The organism is Alienimonas chondri, assembly GCF_013036045.1.
Taxonomy (GTDB): domain Bacteria; phylum Planctomycetota; class Planctomycetia; order Planctomycetales; family Planctomycetaceae; genus Alienimonas; species Alienimonas chondri.
This window is the reverse complement of the sequence record NZ_WTPX01000032.1, coordinates 24,146-38,878: the sequence shown is the minus strand read 5'-3', so window position 1 is coordinate 38,878 and position 14,733 is coordinate 24,146. Positions and strand designations below refer to the sequence as shown.

Annotated in this window: 12 protein-coding genes; 10 read left to right on the top strand and 2 right to left on the bottom strand. The window is 67.7% G+C overall.

Going from position 1 to position 14,733, the window contains the following annotated elements; genetic code table 11:
- From LzC2_RS07085 to LzC2_RS07075, 3 genes are all read left to right on the top strand, one after another.
- A partial coding sequence (locus LzC2_RS07085) for a DsrE family protein (protein WP_171185233.1) occupies positions 1-496 on the top strand: 496 nt, incomplete at its 5' end.
- 47 nt (positions 497-543) lie between these two features.
- Positions 544-1,143, top strand: coding sequence for a thioredoxin family protein (locus LzC2_RS07080; protein WP_171185231.1), 600 nt, complete (start codon positions 544-546; stop codon positions 1,141-1,143).
- Positions 1,144-1,215: 72 nt separating this feature from the next.
- Positions 1,216-1,797, top strand: a complete 582-nt coding sequence (locus LzC2_RS07075; protein ID WP_171185228.1) for a DsrE family protein — start codon at positions 1,216-1,218, stop codon at positions 1,795-1,797.
- A gap of 375 nt (positions 1,798-2,172) precedes the next feature.
- Here LzC2_RS07075 and LzC2_RS07070 read toward each other — a convergent pair whose 3' ends face one another.
- Positions 2,173-2,823 (bottom strand): DedA family protein, encoded by a 651-nt coding sequence (locus LzC2_RS07070; protein WP_171185226.1) that lies wholly within the window; start codon positions 2,821-2,823, stop codon positions 2,173-2,175.
- Positions 2,824-3,063: 240 nt separating this feature from the next.
- Between LzC2_RS07070 and coxB the strand changes: the two genes are divergently transcribed.
- From coxB to LzC2_RS07045, 5 genes are all read left to right on the top strand, one after another.
- On the top strand, positions 3,064-4,089 hold the full coding sequence (gene coxB / locus LzC2_RS07065) for a cytochrome c oxidase subunit II (protein ID WP_171185224.1): 1,026 nt from the start codon (positions 3,064-3,066) through the stop codon (positions 4,087-4,089).
- A 185-nt stretch (positions 4,090-4,274) separates the two neighbouring features.
- A complete protein-coding gene (gene ctaD, locus LzC2_RS07060) occupies positions 4,275-6,752 on the top strand; it encodes a cytochrome c oxidase subunit I (protein WP_171185250.1) in 2,478 nt (825 codons plus the stop codon).
- Positions 6,749-7,183, top strand: coding sequence for a hypothetical protein (locus tag LzC2_RS07055; protein WP_206678595.1), 435 nt, complete (start codon positions 6,749-6,751; stop codon positions 7,181-7,183). Before ctaD ends, LzC2_RS07055 begins: the two co-directional genes overlap by 4 nt.
- Positions 7,180-7,845: a cytochrome c oxidase assembly protein gene (locus LzC2_RS07050; RefSeq protein ID WP_246254832.1), complete on the top strand. Its 666-nt coding sequence runs from the start codon at positions 7,180-7,182 to the stop codon at positions 7,843-7,845. The genes LzC2_RS07055 and LzC2_RS07050 overlap by 4 nt, the downstream gene beginning before the upstream one ends.
- An 82-nt stretch (positions 7,846-7,927) precedes the next feature.
- Positions 7,928-9,067, top strand: a complete 1,140-nt coding sequence (locus LzC2_RS07045; RefSeq protein ID WP_171185222.1) for a c-type cytochrome — start codon at positions 7,928-7,930, stop codon at positions 9,065-9,067.
- A 15-nt stretch (positions 9,068-9,082) separates the two neighbouring features.
- Here the strand turns inward: LzC2_RS07045 and LzC2_RS07040 are convergent, their stop codons facing one another.
- Complete coding sequence (locus LzC2_RS07040) at positions 9,083-10,120, bottom strand: sodium:calcium antiporter (RefSeq protein WP_171185219.1); 1,038 nt, start codon at positions 10,118-10,120, stop codon at positions 9,083-9,085.
- A gap of 200 nt (positions 10,121-10,320) precedes the next feature.
- On the opposite strand from LzC2_RS07040, the gene LzC2_RS07035 reads away from it, so the two are divergent.
- Both LzC2_RS07035 and LzC2_RS07030 read left to right on the top strand, forming a co-directional pair.
- Positions 10,321-11,436, top strand: a complete 1,116-nt coding sequence (locus LzC2_RS07035) for a sodium:calcium antiporter (RefSeq protein ID WP_171185216.1) — start codon at positions 10,321-10,323, stop codon at positions 11,434-11,436.
- A gap of 283 nt (positions 11,437-11,719) precedes the next feature.
- Positions 11,720-14,665, top strand: a complete 2,946-nt coding sequence (locus LzC2_RS07030) for a CheR family methyltransferase (RefSeq protein WP_171185214.1) — start codon at positions 11,720-11,722, stop codon at positions 14,663-14,665.
- The last annotated feature ends 68 nt before the right edge of the window (positions 14,666-14,733 follow it).

Here is a 14,733-nt window from a genome sequence, read left to right as displayed (position 1 = left end):
GGCCCTCGCCGCCCTGCTGTCGCCGGCCCCAGCCTCGCCCGCCGCCCTGGCCGAAGCCGGCGACGACGGCCGCCCGGTCATCGGACTGCAATACGACGGTCCGATCAAAGTCGTCTATCAAATTAGCGACGACGAGTGGAAGGACGGGGTCGGCAAGGGCCTGCTATACCTCGGCAAGCTCCGCGACTATTACGCAAAGCAGGGCGTGCCGGCCGAACGACTCGATATCCGTGCCGTCTATCACGGCAAGGCCGCGGCCCATCTGCTAACGGACGAGGCGTGGCGGAAATACGGGTTCGAGGGCGACGCCAATCCAAACACGGCGTTGATCTCGAAGCTCACGGAGCAGGGCGTCACCGTCGAGTTGTGCAACGCCCGCCGTCAGCGGGAGGGGTGGGCGAAGAACGAAATCCACCCGGACGTGCAGCTCGCCCAAGCCGCGTACGCCCGGCTGATCGACCTGCAGCACCAAGGCTACGCCTACATCCGCTTTTGATCCCGCCTCTTTCGTTCGTCCTGATCCCGCCTTCTGAAAGCCCTCCCATGTCCGCCGCCTGTTCTCCCTCCTCCGCGTGCTGCCGACCCTGCCTCGGGGCCGCCGTGGCGTTGCTCGGCGTCGCCGCGATCGCCGCCGCGGCGTTCGTCGGCTGGTCCGATCCCCTGTCGGCGAGTTCGTCCGCGTCCCAGTCGCCTGCTGCCGCAGTCGAGCAGGGCGTCACGGCCCCCGCGGCGCCGTCGATCGATTCAGCGGATTACGACTCCGCCGCCTCAGCGCCCCCCTCGCGGGTGCCGTGGCGGACCGACCTGTCCGCGGCATTGGCGGAATCGGCCCGCTCCGGCGAGCCCGTGCTGGTGGATTTCGCGGCCGCCTGGTGCCCGCCGTGTCAGCTGATGGACGAGAAGACCTGGCCGGACCCGGCCGTGCGGGAAGCCCTCGCCGAGGGCGTGATCCCCGTTAAACAGAACGTCGCCGGCGCCGCCGCCCGCGCCGCCTCGGAGACGTATGACGTGGCCTATTTGCCGACGCTGCTGTTGCTGGACGCCGAGGGCGAGGAAATCGCCCGCACCGGCTTCGTCGACGCCGCGGGGCTGCTCGAATTTCTCAACGAACACCGAGCTGCGGCGACCGACGCCGGCCGCTGATTCCCCGATCGCTTCCCCCCGTTCGCCGCTGCATTCGGCGGCGGTCCCAAACCTCCAACCAAGCCGTACGCCATGCTCTCCGCCGCCCTGCTCACCGTCGCTCTCGCCGCCGCCCCAGCCGCGGGACCGGCTCCAACCGACGATCCCACCGCCAACCCAACCTACCTCCACCCGGTCATTGAAGGGCACGGCGGGATCGTCCCGCTGCCGGACGCCGCCCTGCAGCCCCGCAGGAATGCCAAGGCGCTCATCGACATCACTTCCGACCAGACGTCCGGCAGCGTGCTGAAGGGTCTCGATCGGGCCGCCCTCATTCTCAACCAATACGCCCACGCCGGCGTCGGTCCCGAGCAGGGCATGAAGATGGCGATCGTCCTGCACGGCCCGGCGGTCACGGCGGCCCTGTCCGACGAGGCGACCGCCGCCCGGGCGAAGCCGTATATGAGGGACAAGGGCGTGGTGGAGAACCCGCACCTCGACCTGCTGCGGCAGCTCAAGAAGGCCGGCGTGGAGATCTACGTCTGCGGCCAGAATCTGTCGCACCTCGGCATCGCGACGACCGAGGTCGCCGACGTGGTCACGGTGGCCGTGTCCGCCGCGACGGTCAACATCGGTCTGCAGGCCGACGGATACGCCGTCATCGGGTTTCACTGACCTGAACCGAACCAGCGTCGGCGCCGCCGATGCGGTCCGTTGCGTCCGGCGCCAAAAAGAATGATCCCGCCCCGTCCGGTCCCGGACGGGGCGGAATTTATTCAATTGCGGGAAATTCAGCCGCCAGTCCGCTCCTTCAGCCCGTCGATCGCCTCGCTCTCCTGCCGACGGGATAGCTCCTCCGTGTTCGTCCGCACTGCCTAGCCGCACGACATCGGCAGACAGGGCGTGCTGGAGGGGGATCTCTTCACCACCCCGTGAAAAACTCGAGCAAGCTCGCTTCGTTAATCGACCGGCCGTATCTCGGTGCGGCAGGAGTCGGGCAATTCGCAGAAGCGAAGCGCCCCGTCCGCCCGGTTCGGAGGGGGGGACGAGTCAGCGGCTGGCTTGTTCCTGTTTGAGTTGCCGATGACGACTGACGACGCGCCATAGGAACGCCGCCAGCAAGGTGCCGACGACCGCCATGCCGATGTAGTTGAGCACGCTCGTGATCGAGTCCTGTTGACCGGCGAGCCAGTAGCCGACGCCGGCCAGCAGGGCGGTCCAAATCGTCGTGCCGATGGACGTGCCGATCAGGAACTTCGTCAGCCCCATCTCGGACAGACCGGCGGGCACGCTGATCAACGTCCGCACGCCCGGAACGAGGCGCCCGATCGTCACGGCCCACAGGCCGTAGCGATCGAACCAGCGGTCGGCTCGCTCGACCTCGTCCGGCGAGGTTCCCAACCAGTGTCCGTGTTGCTCGATCCAGCGGCGGAACCGCTCTGTGCCGACGCGCCGAGCGACGCCGTACCACGCCAACTGCCCGAGGATCGAGCCGACGGAGCCGGCGAGAATCATGACGGCCAGCGAATGTTCGCCCGATTTCGCCGCCGCTCCGGCGCCGGGCATCACCACCTCCGAAGGGATCGGTGGAAAAACGTTCTCCAGGAACATCAACGCAGCGGCGCCCAGATAGCCCCACGACCGGAGCGTGTCGGTGATGAAGTTTTCCAAGAACGCTCCGCGTCGCTGGGGGGGCCGCATCGACGGGGGATGAAGGGGGGGCTCGATAGACGCGATACTGCCCCGATACGGCTCACCAGCCTGCCGCTGCGCTTTCAGCCCGTCGAGGGCGGCGCCCCCGCCGTGCGGTGGGGAAAAGCCTTGATTCCCAGTCAAACGCCCCCGCCAGTTGACGCGACCGCGACACTGACGGACGGTCCAGGCGCCCACGCCCGCGGTCTCGACTCCGCCGATCGTTCCTCCTCCGCCGATCGTCTTCCCATGACCGACCGACCCGGACAGGTGCGTCCCCCGGCGACGCGGCTCGGCGCTATGGCGGGGGCCGTCGGACTGCTGTCGGCAGTCGGGATGATCGGTTGCCGTGGGACGCAGTCGGCGCTCGATCCGGCCGGTCCCGCGGCGGCGGGGGTGCTCTCGCTGTTCTGGTGGATGCTGGGCGGCGGCGTTCTGATCTGGCTGGCCGTGGCGGGGCTGGCCCTGTACGCCATCGTCATCGAGCGGCCGCAGCACGAACCAACGGCGACGCGGTGGTGGGTCATCGGCGGCGGGGTCGTGGCGCCGACCGTCATCCTCACCGTGCTGCTGATCTATGGATTGCAGTTGATCCCTCCGCTGGTCCGCGACGCCCCGCCGGGCAGTCTGACGGTCGAGGTCGACGGCGTTCGTTGGTGGTGGCGGGTCCGTTATCTCACGCCGGACGGACCCGTGGAGACCGCAAACGAGATCCGCCTGCCGGTCGACGAACCGGTGCAGTTCCTGCTCCGCAGCGACGACGTGATTCACTCCTTCTGGATCCCCGCGCTCGGGGGGAAGATGGACATGATCCCGGGCCGGGAGAACCGGCTGGCGCTGACGGCCGATCGCGCGGGGACGTTTCGGGGCGCCTGCGCCGAGTACTGCGGGGCGTCGCACGCGCTGATGAACTTCGACGTGCAAACGCTGCCGCGGCAGGAGTTCGACGCCTGGCTCGCCGCCCAGCGGGCGCCCGCCGTGGAGCCGGAGACGGAGTTGGGCGCGGCCGGCGCCCGGTTGTTTCTTCAATCCGGCTGCGGAGCCTGTCATGCGGTTCGCGGGACCGCCGCGGACGGCGGCGTCGGGCCGGACCTCACCCATCTCGGCGGCCGCCGCACGATCGGCGCGGGCATGTTGCCCAACGACGTGGAGGCCCTGAGGCGTTGGATCCGGGACGTCGACGAATTGAAGCCGGACGTGGACATGCCCGCCTTCGATCATCTTTCCGAAGAGGAACTGCGAGCGATTGCGGTCTACCTGAAAGGCCTGAAGTGAGCGACGGACCCGACAGCCACGGACCCGGCCCGATCCCGGAGGAACGCGACGGCGATCCGAACCGCGAAGCCGGCGGCTTGCCGGAGCGGCACCGCGTGCGGCCCGAACGCGAGCGTCCTGGCGACGTCGATCCCTTGCCGGAGGCGCCGCCGAAGGAGGTTCGGGAAGGGCAGGAACGGCGTTTGATGAACGCTTGGCGAACGCCGAAGGGGTGGCGGTATTGGTCCGCGGTGAATAACTCCGAAGTCGGGCTGTGGTACACGCTCGCGGCGTTCGCTTTCTTTCTGTTCGGCGGCGTGTTGGCGCTGTTGATGCGCGTACAGCTGGCCTTTCCGGAGAACGATTTCCTCTCGGCGGATCGATATAACCAAGTCTTCACCCTGCACGGCTCGGTGATGATGTTTCTGTTCGCCGTGCCGATTTTCGAAGCGTTCTCGATTTTGATCTTGCCCCAGATGCTGGGGGCCCGCGACCTTCCGTTTCCACGGCTGTCGGCGTTCGGGTTCTGGTGTTATCTGATCGGCGGGACGTTCGTGTGCGGGTCGATTTTCTTCGACGCCGCGCCCAAGGGCGGATGGTTTATGTATCCGCCGATGACGACGGACTATCAACCGGGCGTCGGGGCGGACATCTGGCTGCTGGGGCTGTCGTTCATCGAGATCGCCTCGATCGCCGCGGCGGTGGAGTTGATCGTGGGAGCGTTGAAGTGCCGGCCGCCGGGGATGCGGGTGAATCTGATGCCGCTTTACAGCTGGTACATTCTAGTGGTGGGGGCGATGATTTTGTTCGCATTTCCGCCGCTGATCGCGGGGGATATCTTGTTAGAGATGGAACGGGCGTTCGATTGGCCGTTCTTCGATCCGGCCCGCGGCGGGGATCCTGTCTTATGGCAACACCTGTTTTGGATCTTCGGTCACCCGGAAGTTTATATCGTGTTTCTGCCGTCGGTGGCGTTGATGGCGATGATCGTGCCGACGTTCGCCCGCACGCCGATCGTCGGTTACAGCTGGGTGGTGCTGGCCGCGGTGGGGACGGGGTTCCTCAGCTTCGGCCTGTGGGTGCACCACATGTTCACGATTGGCTTGCCGGGGGTGTCGATCGGGATTTTCTCCGCGGCCTCGATGGCGGTCGCGATTCCGACCGGGGTGCAGCTCTTTTGTTTCCTGGCCACTCTGTTAGTCGGCAAAGCGGCGGGCCGGTCGGCGGCGATGCTGTTTATCCTGGCCAGCCTGGTGACGTTCGTGGCCGGCGGATTGACGGGGGTGATGGTCGCGGTCGCCCCTTTTGACTTTCAGGCGCACGACACCTATTTCGTCGTCGGACACCTGCATTATGTGTTGGTCGGCGGGACGATCTTCCCGATCGTCGGCGGGTTCTATTATTTTTATCCGCTGGCGAGCGGCGGCAAACGACTCTCGGAACGGCTGGGTCGAATCGCCTTCTGGCTGCTCCTGATCGGGTTCAACGTCACGTTCCTGCCGATGCACTGGAGCGGGCTGCGGGGCATGCCGCGCCGGGTTTATACCTATCCCGCGGGGTTGGGGGTGGACACGCTGAACCTGATCTCCTCCTGCGGCGCATTTTTGCTGGCGGCCGGCTTTCTGGTGTTCGTTTGGGACGTGCTGCGGCCCAAGGGCAAAGAGCCGACCGTCCCGCGGAACCTGTGGAACGCCGGCACGCTGGAATGGCTGGCGGAGATCCCGGATCGGCCCTGGGGAGTGCGTTCGATCCCCGAGATCGACAGCCGCTACCCGCTCTGGGATCAGCCGAACTTCGTCCGCGACGTCGACGAAGGGCGGTTTTATGTGCCGGATGCGAAAGAAGAACTGCGGGAAACGCTGGTGACCTCCGTCATCGACGCTCAACCGCAACAATGCCTCCGCGTCCCCGGGCCGTCGTTCCTGCCGGCGCTGGCGGCTCTGTTCACCGGCGGGCTGTTTATCTTCGCAACTTATCACTGGTGGTGGTGGGCCGGCGGCAGCGGGCTGCTGGGACTGGGCACGATTCTGGTTTGGCTGTGGACCGGCGCCGCTCGGATTCCGGAAAAAGAGTCGAAGGACGTGGGCTTGGGTCTGACGCTGCCGATTTATCTGTCCGGTCCGCAGGCGGTCGGTTGGTGGGCGATGACGATCACGATGATCGGCGATATGACGGCGTTTATCTCGCTGGTGTTCGGCTATCTCTTTTATTGGACCGTGCACCCCGAGTTCCCCCCCGCGGGCCTCGCCGATCCGGATCGTCTGCTGCTGTTGATCGGCGGCGGAGCGTCGATCGCCGCTTGGGGAGCGACGCTCCTCGCCCGACGCTGGAATCGACAGGACCGGGCGGCGGCCTTTTATATTGCTGCGGGGGCGGCCGTGTCGCTCGCCCTCGGCGGGGCCGCGGCGCTGACGGCGGCGCCTTGGCGGGCGGGATTGGATCCCACGGAGCACGTCTACCCCGCGATCGTCTGGGTTCTCGCCGGCTGGACCGTCCTGCACGTTCTCACGGGCGTGATTATGCAACTTTACTGCGTCGCTCGGCGGCTGGCCGGTCGTATGACGGCCCGATATGACGCCGACCTGTGCAACGTCACGCTGTATTGGCACTTCCTCGCCCTGACGGTCGCCATTACGACGGCGACGCTGGCCGGTTTCCCACTTTTGGCAGGAACGCTGCCATGAATGACGCCCGTCACGATCCGCCGCGACCCGACCCGCCGCGGCCCGATTCGCCGGAGGGCGACGCTTCGCCTGAGCTACCGGAGCGGGCGGGGCTGCTCTGGCTGCTGGCATTCTCCCCGACGGTGTGGGCACTACATCTATTGGCTTGTTATATCCCGGCGGCGATCTGGTGTGCGAAGTTCGGGACGCTCGGCAGGCTGCAGATTTACGTCGCGGTGATGACGGCGGCGGCCCTCGCGGCGATCGCTTGGACGGGCTGGGGCGGGTGGCGGCGACATCAGATCGGGGCGGGGACGACGCCGCACGATTTCGACGCGCCGATCGACCGGCACCGGTTCCTCGGCTTCGCCACGGCGCTGCTGTCCGGGCTGTCGGCGGTCGCGACGCTGTTCACGGCCGCGGTGTTCGTGTTGGCGGGGGTCTGCGATTGAACGCCTCCGCGATCCGATCTCCGCTGCTGATCGCCGGGGGGCTGTGCGCCCTCGGCGTGGCCTGGATCGGGCCGCTCCCGCGGGCCGCGGAAGGGGCGTTCACGGCCCACATGGCGATGCATATGTTGAACGTCGCGATCGCCGCGCCGTTGCTCGCGCTGGGCGTCGCCGGCACGCGGCTGGACCCGGCGCCTGCGGCGCCGTGGCTGTTCGCCGTGATCCCGGCGTCGGTGGCGGAACTGCTGATCGTGTGGGCGTGGCACGCTCCGGCGCCGCATCACCTCGCCCGGACCGCGACTTGGGGCCTCGTCGCCGAACAGGGGACGTTCCTGCTGTCGGGGCTGTGGGTCTGGCTGTCGGCGTTCGGCGGACGAACCGATCGCGGCGTGCGCGATCGGGGGCGGAGCGCCGCCGGGGTGATCGGGTTGCTGCTCACCTCCATGCACATGACGTTGCTGGGGGCGCTGCTGGCTCTCGCCCCGCGAGCGGTTTATCCCCATCACGACGGATTCGTCCTGTTCGGCTGGGGGCGCCTGACGGCGTTGCAGGATCAACACCTCGGGGGAGCGGTCATGTTGGTGATCGGCGGGGCCGCTTACCTCACGGGCGGTCTGGCGCTGTCGGCCGACCTGCTCAAAACCCCGCCGGAGCCGGACGGTTAGCCCGCCGGTCCGTTCAATCACCCGCCGGCCCGTCTTCATCCGCTCCTGCCCGCGACCCCCATTTGCTCCGCCGACCTTCGCCATGTCCGAATCCCTCAAACGCTTCCTGAAGCCGCTCGGGATCACGGCCGCGGGGCTGGCCCTGCTCGGGGGCCTGCTGGTCGTGTCGGGGATCGTCCCGGTGCGAGCCAGCAGCGGGCATTGGGCGATCACTCGCTGGTTCCTCAGCTTCTCCATGGCCCGGTCGGTCTCGACCGACAGCCTGGACGTCACCGTCCCGGACACGCTCGACGATCCGCGGGAGATCCTCCGCGGGGCGGGGCACTATCAAACCGGCTGCTATCCCTGCCACGGCAACCCGACCACGCCCCATCCGCGGGTCGCTCAGGCGATGCTCCCGCAACCGCCCTATCTGCCGGAGACGCTCGATCAATGGGAGCCGGAGGAGTTGTTCGTGATCGTCAAACACGGCATTAAACTCGCCGGGATGCCCGCCTGGCCGGCGGAGGACCGCGATGACGAAGTCTGGGCGATGGTCGCCTTTCTGAAGCGTTACCCGAGCCTCTCGGAAGAGGAATACGGCACTCTCGTCTGGGGCGACGCGGCGCCGGGGCAGGGGCGCGCCGCATTGGAGGCGGCCGGCGTCGTGCGGGCGCACGTGCAAACGTGCGTTCGCTGTCATGGCGCCGACGGCAATAGTCGCGGGGTCGGAGCGTTTCCGCGGCTCGCCGGACAGCACGAGGTTTATCTCGCCGAGGCGCTGCGGGCGTACGTCTCCGGCGGACGAACCAGCGGGATCATGGAACCGATCGCCGCCGAACTGACCGCCGAGGAAATCGACGCTCTCGCCGCGTACTTCACGGCCCAAACGCCCCGCGGCCTCCTAACCGATCCCGAGGCTCTGTCCCCGGAGGCCGTCGCCCGCGGGGAACGCATCGCACGGGACGGGGCGCCCCGGCGAAAGGTGCCCTCCTGCGTCGACTGTCACGGGCCGGGCGAGGCGATCGAAAACGAGGCCTATCCACTGTTGGCCGGGCAGCCGGAGGAGTATCTCCGCACTCAGTTGGAACTCTTCGCCCGCGGCGCCCGTGACGGCTCCCCCCGGGCGAACCTCATGCACGAAGTCGCCGAAAATCTCTCGGAGGAGCAGATGGCTGACGTGGCCGCCTACTACGCCGCGGAGTCGCCCGACGGGTCGCCCGACACGTCGTCGGACGAGTGATGCGGCCGGCTGCGGTTACATCCAGAGGGCGAGCGTCAGGAAGCCGCCGCCGTAACAGAGCAGCATCGCGGCGCTTTCCAAGCCGATGTTCGCCGGCCCTTCTCGTTGCCGAGCGATCATCCCGGCCAGGAGGATGAGGTTCAGCAGGATCGCCAACCCCGTCATGAAGGCTTCCCGCGGACCGACGCCGGCGCCGTGGTAGATCGACCCCTGCAGGAACGCGAGATCGGCGGCGGCGACGAACAACACGTCGAAGAAGTTCCCGCCGACGATGTCGCTGACGGCCAGCGTCACGGCGCCCCGACGGACGGCGGCGACGCTGGTGACCAGTTCCGGCAGCGAGGTCGCCAGGGCTAACAGCAGTCCCCCGACGACCGCCTCGGAGACGCCGGTTTGCTCCACCAGGCTCCCCGCGGCCTCGGCGACCACGGCCCCGCAGGCCCCCGTGAGTCCTGCCGTCAAGACCAGCTTGACGATCAACCCCCGCAGGCTGGCCTCTTCGTACTCGGGTTCCGGCTCATCCTGCACGGTTTCCTCGGTCTGCCGCGGCTTCCACATGGGATGGCGGCGGATGCGCACCACCAGCAGGAAGGCGCCGACCGCGGCGGCGAAGCTCAGCAGGGTGACGGGGTGAATATTGGCGACGGTCACGTCCGGCCCCGTCAGGCCGAGCAACACCAAGGTCAGCAGCAGCGAGAGCATGGCGGCCTGCATCATGTTCGGGAGGCTGGCGGCCGCGTGCTCCAGGTTGGCCTTGCGATAAGCGAAGTCGGCGACGGCGAGGGCCGCCGTTTGGGCCGCGATGCCGCCCATCGCATTGGCGATCGCCAACGTCGGCCGGCCGTTCAGCGCCGCGACCACGGAGGCCGTCAGCCCCGGCAGGGCCGTCAGGAACCCCAACAGGAACGTCCCGGTGAGCGCCTCGCCCAACCCGGTGCGATCGGCGATGCGGTCCGCATATTTGGAGGCCCGCACGCCGGCGAATCCGATCACCGCCGCCGCCGCCGCGAACAGCCCCAGGTTGGCGGGCAGCGGGAGGTCGAAGTTGAGCATCGGCCTTTCGGGACGATCGGGATTTGTATCAGCCGTGCAAGGGGAACCCGCCAGGAGAAGCGGACGGTCGATCGCCCCACGGCCCGGTGCGGAGCCGCCCCTGTGGCGGGCCATGGACGGTCGGCAGAATCATCGGCCGACGCAATCGTCCCGGCCCCGCATGTCGCTCCGGGACGCCCCCCCGAGCAGGCGCTCAACCGATGGACTTCACGCAATTCCCCCTGTGGGGCAACGCCTTGCTGCTGGCGGGGGCGGGCGTCGTCGTCTGGCTCGCCGGCGGGAGGCTGGCTCGAAACGCCGATCGGATCGGCGCCGCGACGGGGATGTCCGAGGCGCTGGCCGGGGCGTTGCTGTTAGGCGTGGCGACCTCGCTGCCGGAGATCGCCACCACGGTCTCCGCCGGGATGCTGGGCAACGCCTCGTTGGCGGTCAACAACCTGTTCGGCGGCGTGGCGATGCAGTTGGCGGTGCTGGCGATTATCGACTTCTGGTTGGTCAAAGGCGCCCTGACCTACTTCTCCCCCGATTCGACCCTGCTGTTGGGGGGCGTGCTATTAATTCTGCAGGTCGGCGTGTCCATTGTCGCCGTCGCGATCGGCGACGTGGCCGTGCTGGGGCATGTCGGCGCCTGGCCGTTTTTATTGGGCGGTTTATACGTCGCGTCCCTCTATTTTATGAACCGCTACGCCAAACGCGACGTCTGGACGCCAAGCTCGCTGCCCGACGACGAGTCCGACTCGCCCCCCGCGACGTCCGCGAACGGTTCGGCCGAACGCGGTTCGACCGAACGCGATTCGACCGAACGCGATTCGGCCGGAGAGGGCGCCGAACCGCCGTTGTTCTCGGCCGGGCTGCAGTTTTCGCTCGCGGCGGCATTGGTGTTGGTAGGCGGCTGGGTCGTAGCCTCCGCCTCCGACGCCCTGTCCGCGCAAACCGGCCTGAGCGGCGGGTTCGTCGGGGCGACGCTCGTGGCGCTGACCACGTCGCTGCCTGAAATCAGCACGACGGCCGGCGCCGTCCGTGCGGGGAATTATACGATGGCGATCGCGAATATCTTCGGCACGAACACGTTGGAGATCGCCCTGCTGCTCCCCAGCGATCTCACTTATACCGCCGGGCCGATCGTGGACGCGGTGGATAACGCCGCCCTGATGACGGCCGGCTTGTCCGTCGTGCTGACGGCGATCTATCTGTGGGGCTTGCTGGAGCGCCGGAACCGGACCGTGTTGAATCTCGGCGTCGATTCGGCGGGCGTGCTCGCCGCCTATGCGGTCGGCTTGGTTCTCCTCTACTTCGGAGCCGATTCGCCCGCATAAGCGTTCCGGCGATGAGCGTTCACGACGCGAAGGGTGGGGCGTCTTCGAGAACGCCGCAGGCTCCCGCGGCGAGGGCCGTTCGCAGGCTCTTCATGCGTCCCGGACGCTTGAAGCGTCCGGGACGCTGCGCCCACTGTTTCAAGGCTGATGCGCCGAGCGCGCGTTGCTCAAACTGACCCGCCCCGGGCAGCGATGTCGATTGACACCCTGACGGCGTAGCGTAAGCATCCACGACGTGAATCTTCGGGTTCATCCACAGATCTCAACCGGCCCTAAAATCCTAATGTCAGCCCAGCACGCCCCCAAAGAGGGCGGCGTCCCCGTGATCGGGGTGGGGGCGAGCGCCGGCGGGCTGGAGGCGTTTCTGGAGGTGCTTCAGAACCTGCCGGACGGTCCGAAGCCGGCGTTCGTGTTCCTCGTCCACATGGTCGCGGACCACGCCAGCAGCTTGCCGGCAGTGCTGGCCCGGGTGACGGATATGTCCGTGCTGCAGGCCGCCGACGGCCTGCAAATCGAGCCGCATACGGTCTACACGAACCCGCCGGACAGCCACGTGACGCTGGAAGGCGACGTGCTGCGGACGCACAAGCGGCCGGCCCGGGAGTGTCCGCTGGCGACGATCGACGTGTTCATGCGGTCGCTGGCGGAGAGCCGCGGCGAACGGTCCGTTGCCGTCTTCCTCAGCGGCGCCGACGGCGACGGGCCGGGCGGCGCCGAGGCGGTCGACACCGCCGGCGGGTTGATCCTGGTGCAGTCTCCCGACTCCTGCGAACACACGGGGCTGACCGAGGGGGTGATCCGCCGGGGCGCCGTCCACATGGTGCTGTCCCCCCCGGATCTGGCTGCGGCGTTGGGCAAGCTGGGCGACGGGGCCGACGGCCATGCCCCGCTGCTGCCGGGGAAGAAGAGCCTCCCCGTCGCCGACGGCGAGTTGGAGCGCATCTTCGAACTGCTCCGCAAGGCCGGCGGGGTCGACTATTCCCACTACAAACGGGCCACGATCCGCCGTCGCCTCCAGCGACGCATGCTAATGCATCGCTGCGACACGGTCGCCGACTACGTCAGCCGCCTGGAGGAACGCCCGGAAGAAGTCGTTTATCTCGCCCGGGATCTGTTGATTCACGTCACCCGGTTCTTCCGCGATCCGGAGTCATTCGAAACGCTCGTGCGGGACGTGTTCCCCGCGATCAAAGAGCGCCGCGGCAAGGACGACCCGTTCCGCGTCTGGATCGCGGGGTGTTCGACGGGGGAAGAGGCGTACTCCGTGGCCATCGCCCTGCTGGAGTTCCTCGGGGACGGCAGTCGGACCACGCCGATTCAGATCTTCGGCACCGACGTGAGCGAAACGGCCGTCGCACAGGCCCGCGCCGGGCATTACGGCCGGGGGATCGAAGCGGAGGTCTCCCCGGGCCGGCTGGAGAAGTTCTTCAAGGCCGTCGACGGGGGGTACAAGATCCGCTCCAGCGTGCGGGAGGTGTGCGTGTTCGCGCGGCAGGATCTGACCCGCGATCCGCCGTTCTCCCGGCTGGATCTCGTGCTCTGCCGCAACGTGCTGATCTACCTCGGCCCGCCGTTGCAGTCCCGGTTGCTGGGGGTGTTCCACTACGCCCTGAAGCCGGACGGCTTCCTGATGCTCGGCTCCGCGGAGAGCGTCGGAGCCCGCGGCGACCTGTTCGGCGTGATGGATAAGAAGCACCGGATCTTCACGAAGAAGCCCCGGGCGATGCGGCCGGAGATCGATTTCCCCGTCCGCGGCGGACTGCCGCGCGATTCCGGGGGCGAACTGCGGCGGCGGGGGGCGGTCGAAGAAAGCGTCCAGTCGCTGGCGGACAAAGCCCTCATCAAGAAATACGCCCCCCCGGGGGTGGTGGTGAACGAGGATCTGAACATCGTCCAGTTCCGCGGTCGGACCGGCCATTTTCTGGAGCCGGCGACCGGCGAGCCGAACCTGAACCTGCTCAAGATGGCTCGCGAGGGGCTGCTGCACGCGCTCCGCGGGGCGACGCGGGAGGCCCGGGAGCAGGATCGCCCGACGCGCCGCGAGGGGCTGCGGGTGCGGTTCGACTCCCACACCCTCACCGTGGATCTGGAGGTCATTCCGCTCGGCTCTCAGGAGAAGCGGCATCTCCTCGTGCTGTTTCGGGAACGACGCGATGCGCCGCCCGCACCCTCGCCCCCCGATGCCGCGACCGTGCAGGACGCCGACGGAGGCGGCGAGGCCTTGGAGCAGCTTCAACGGGAGCTGCTCGCCAACCAGGAGTATCTCCAGTCGATCATCTGTGATTTGGAGACGTCGAACGACGAGTTGCAGAGCGCGAACGAGGAGGTGCTCTCCAGCAACGAAGAGTTGCAAAGCACCAACGAGGAACTGGATACCGCCAAGGAGGAGCTGCAAAGCACCAACGAGGAACTCAACACCGTCAACGACGAGCTGCACGAACGGAACGGGGAACTCTCCCGGCTGAACACGGACCTCACGAGCCTGCTGGCGAACGTGCAGTTGGCGATCGTGGTGGTCGGCGCCGATCTCGCCGTCCGCCGGTTCACCCCGCTGGCCGGGGATTTGCTGAACCTGATCCCCGGGGACGTGGGCCGGTCCATCGGTCAGATCAAACCCAAGATCGACTGTCCGGATCTGGAGGGTCTGATCCGCGGCGTGCTCGACACGTTGGAGCCGGTGGAACGCGACGTGACCGACCGCGAAGGCCACACCTACGTGTTGCGGGTTCGGGCGTATCAGGACGACGACCGGCGAGTCGACGGGGCGGTGCTGAGCCTGCTCGACGTGGAGACCCTGCGGTCCCGCGAACGGGAACTCGCCGCCGCCCGCGACTTCGCCGAGGCCATTCTCGACACCACGGATCAACCGTTGGTCGTGCTGGACGAGAAGCTGGTCGTCAAACGGGTGAACCGGGCCTTCCGGCAGGCGTTCGACATGACCGCCGAGGAGACCGCCGGCCGTCACATCTACGAACTCGGCGACGGTCAGTGGAACGTCCCCACGCTGCGGACGCTGCTGGAAGACATTCTGCCCGAGAACGCCGAGTTCGACGACTACGAACTCTCCCGCGAATTCGACGGCGTCGGTCGCCGGACGATGCGGCTCACCGCCCGCCGGTTGGACGGGGACGGCCATCGCGAGCCCCTGATTCTGCTGGCCGTCACCGACGCGACCCCGCCGTCCGACGCCCCGACGCCTGCCGCCGAGGCGAAGGACGACGAGGCGTAGATCTCGGCATCCACCCCCTTTCGTTCCCGGTTGCGGCACGCTACACCGGAGACGCGCGACGGATCGTC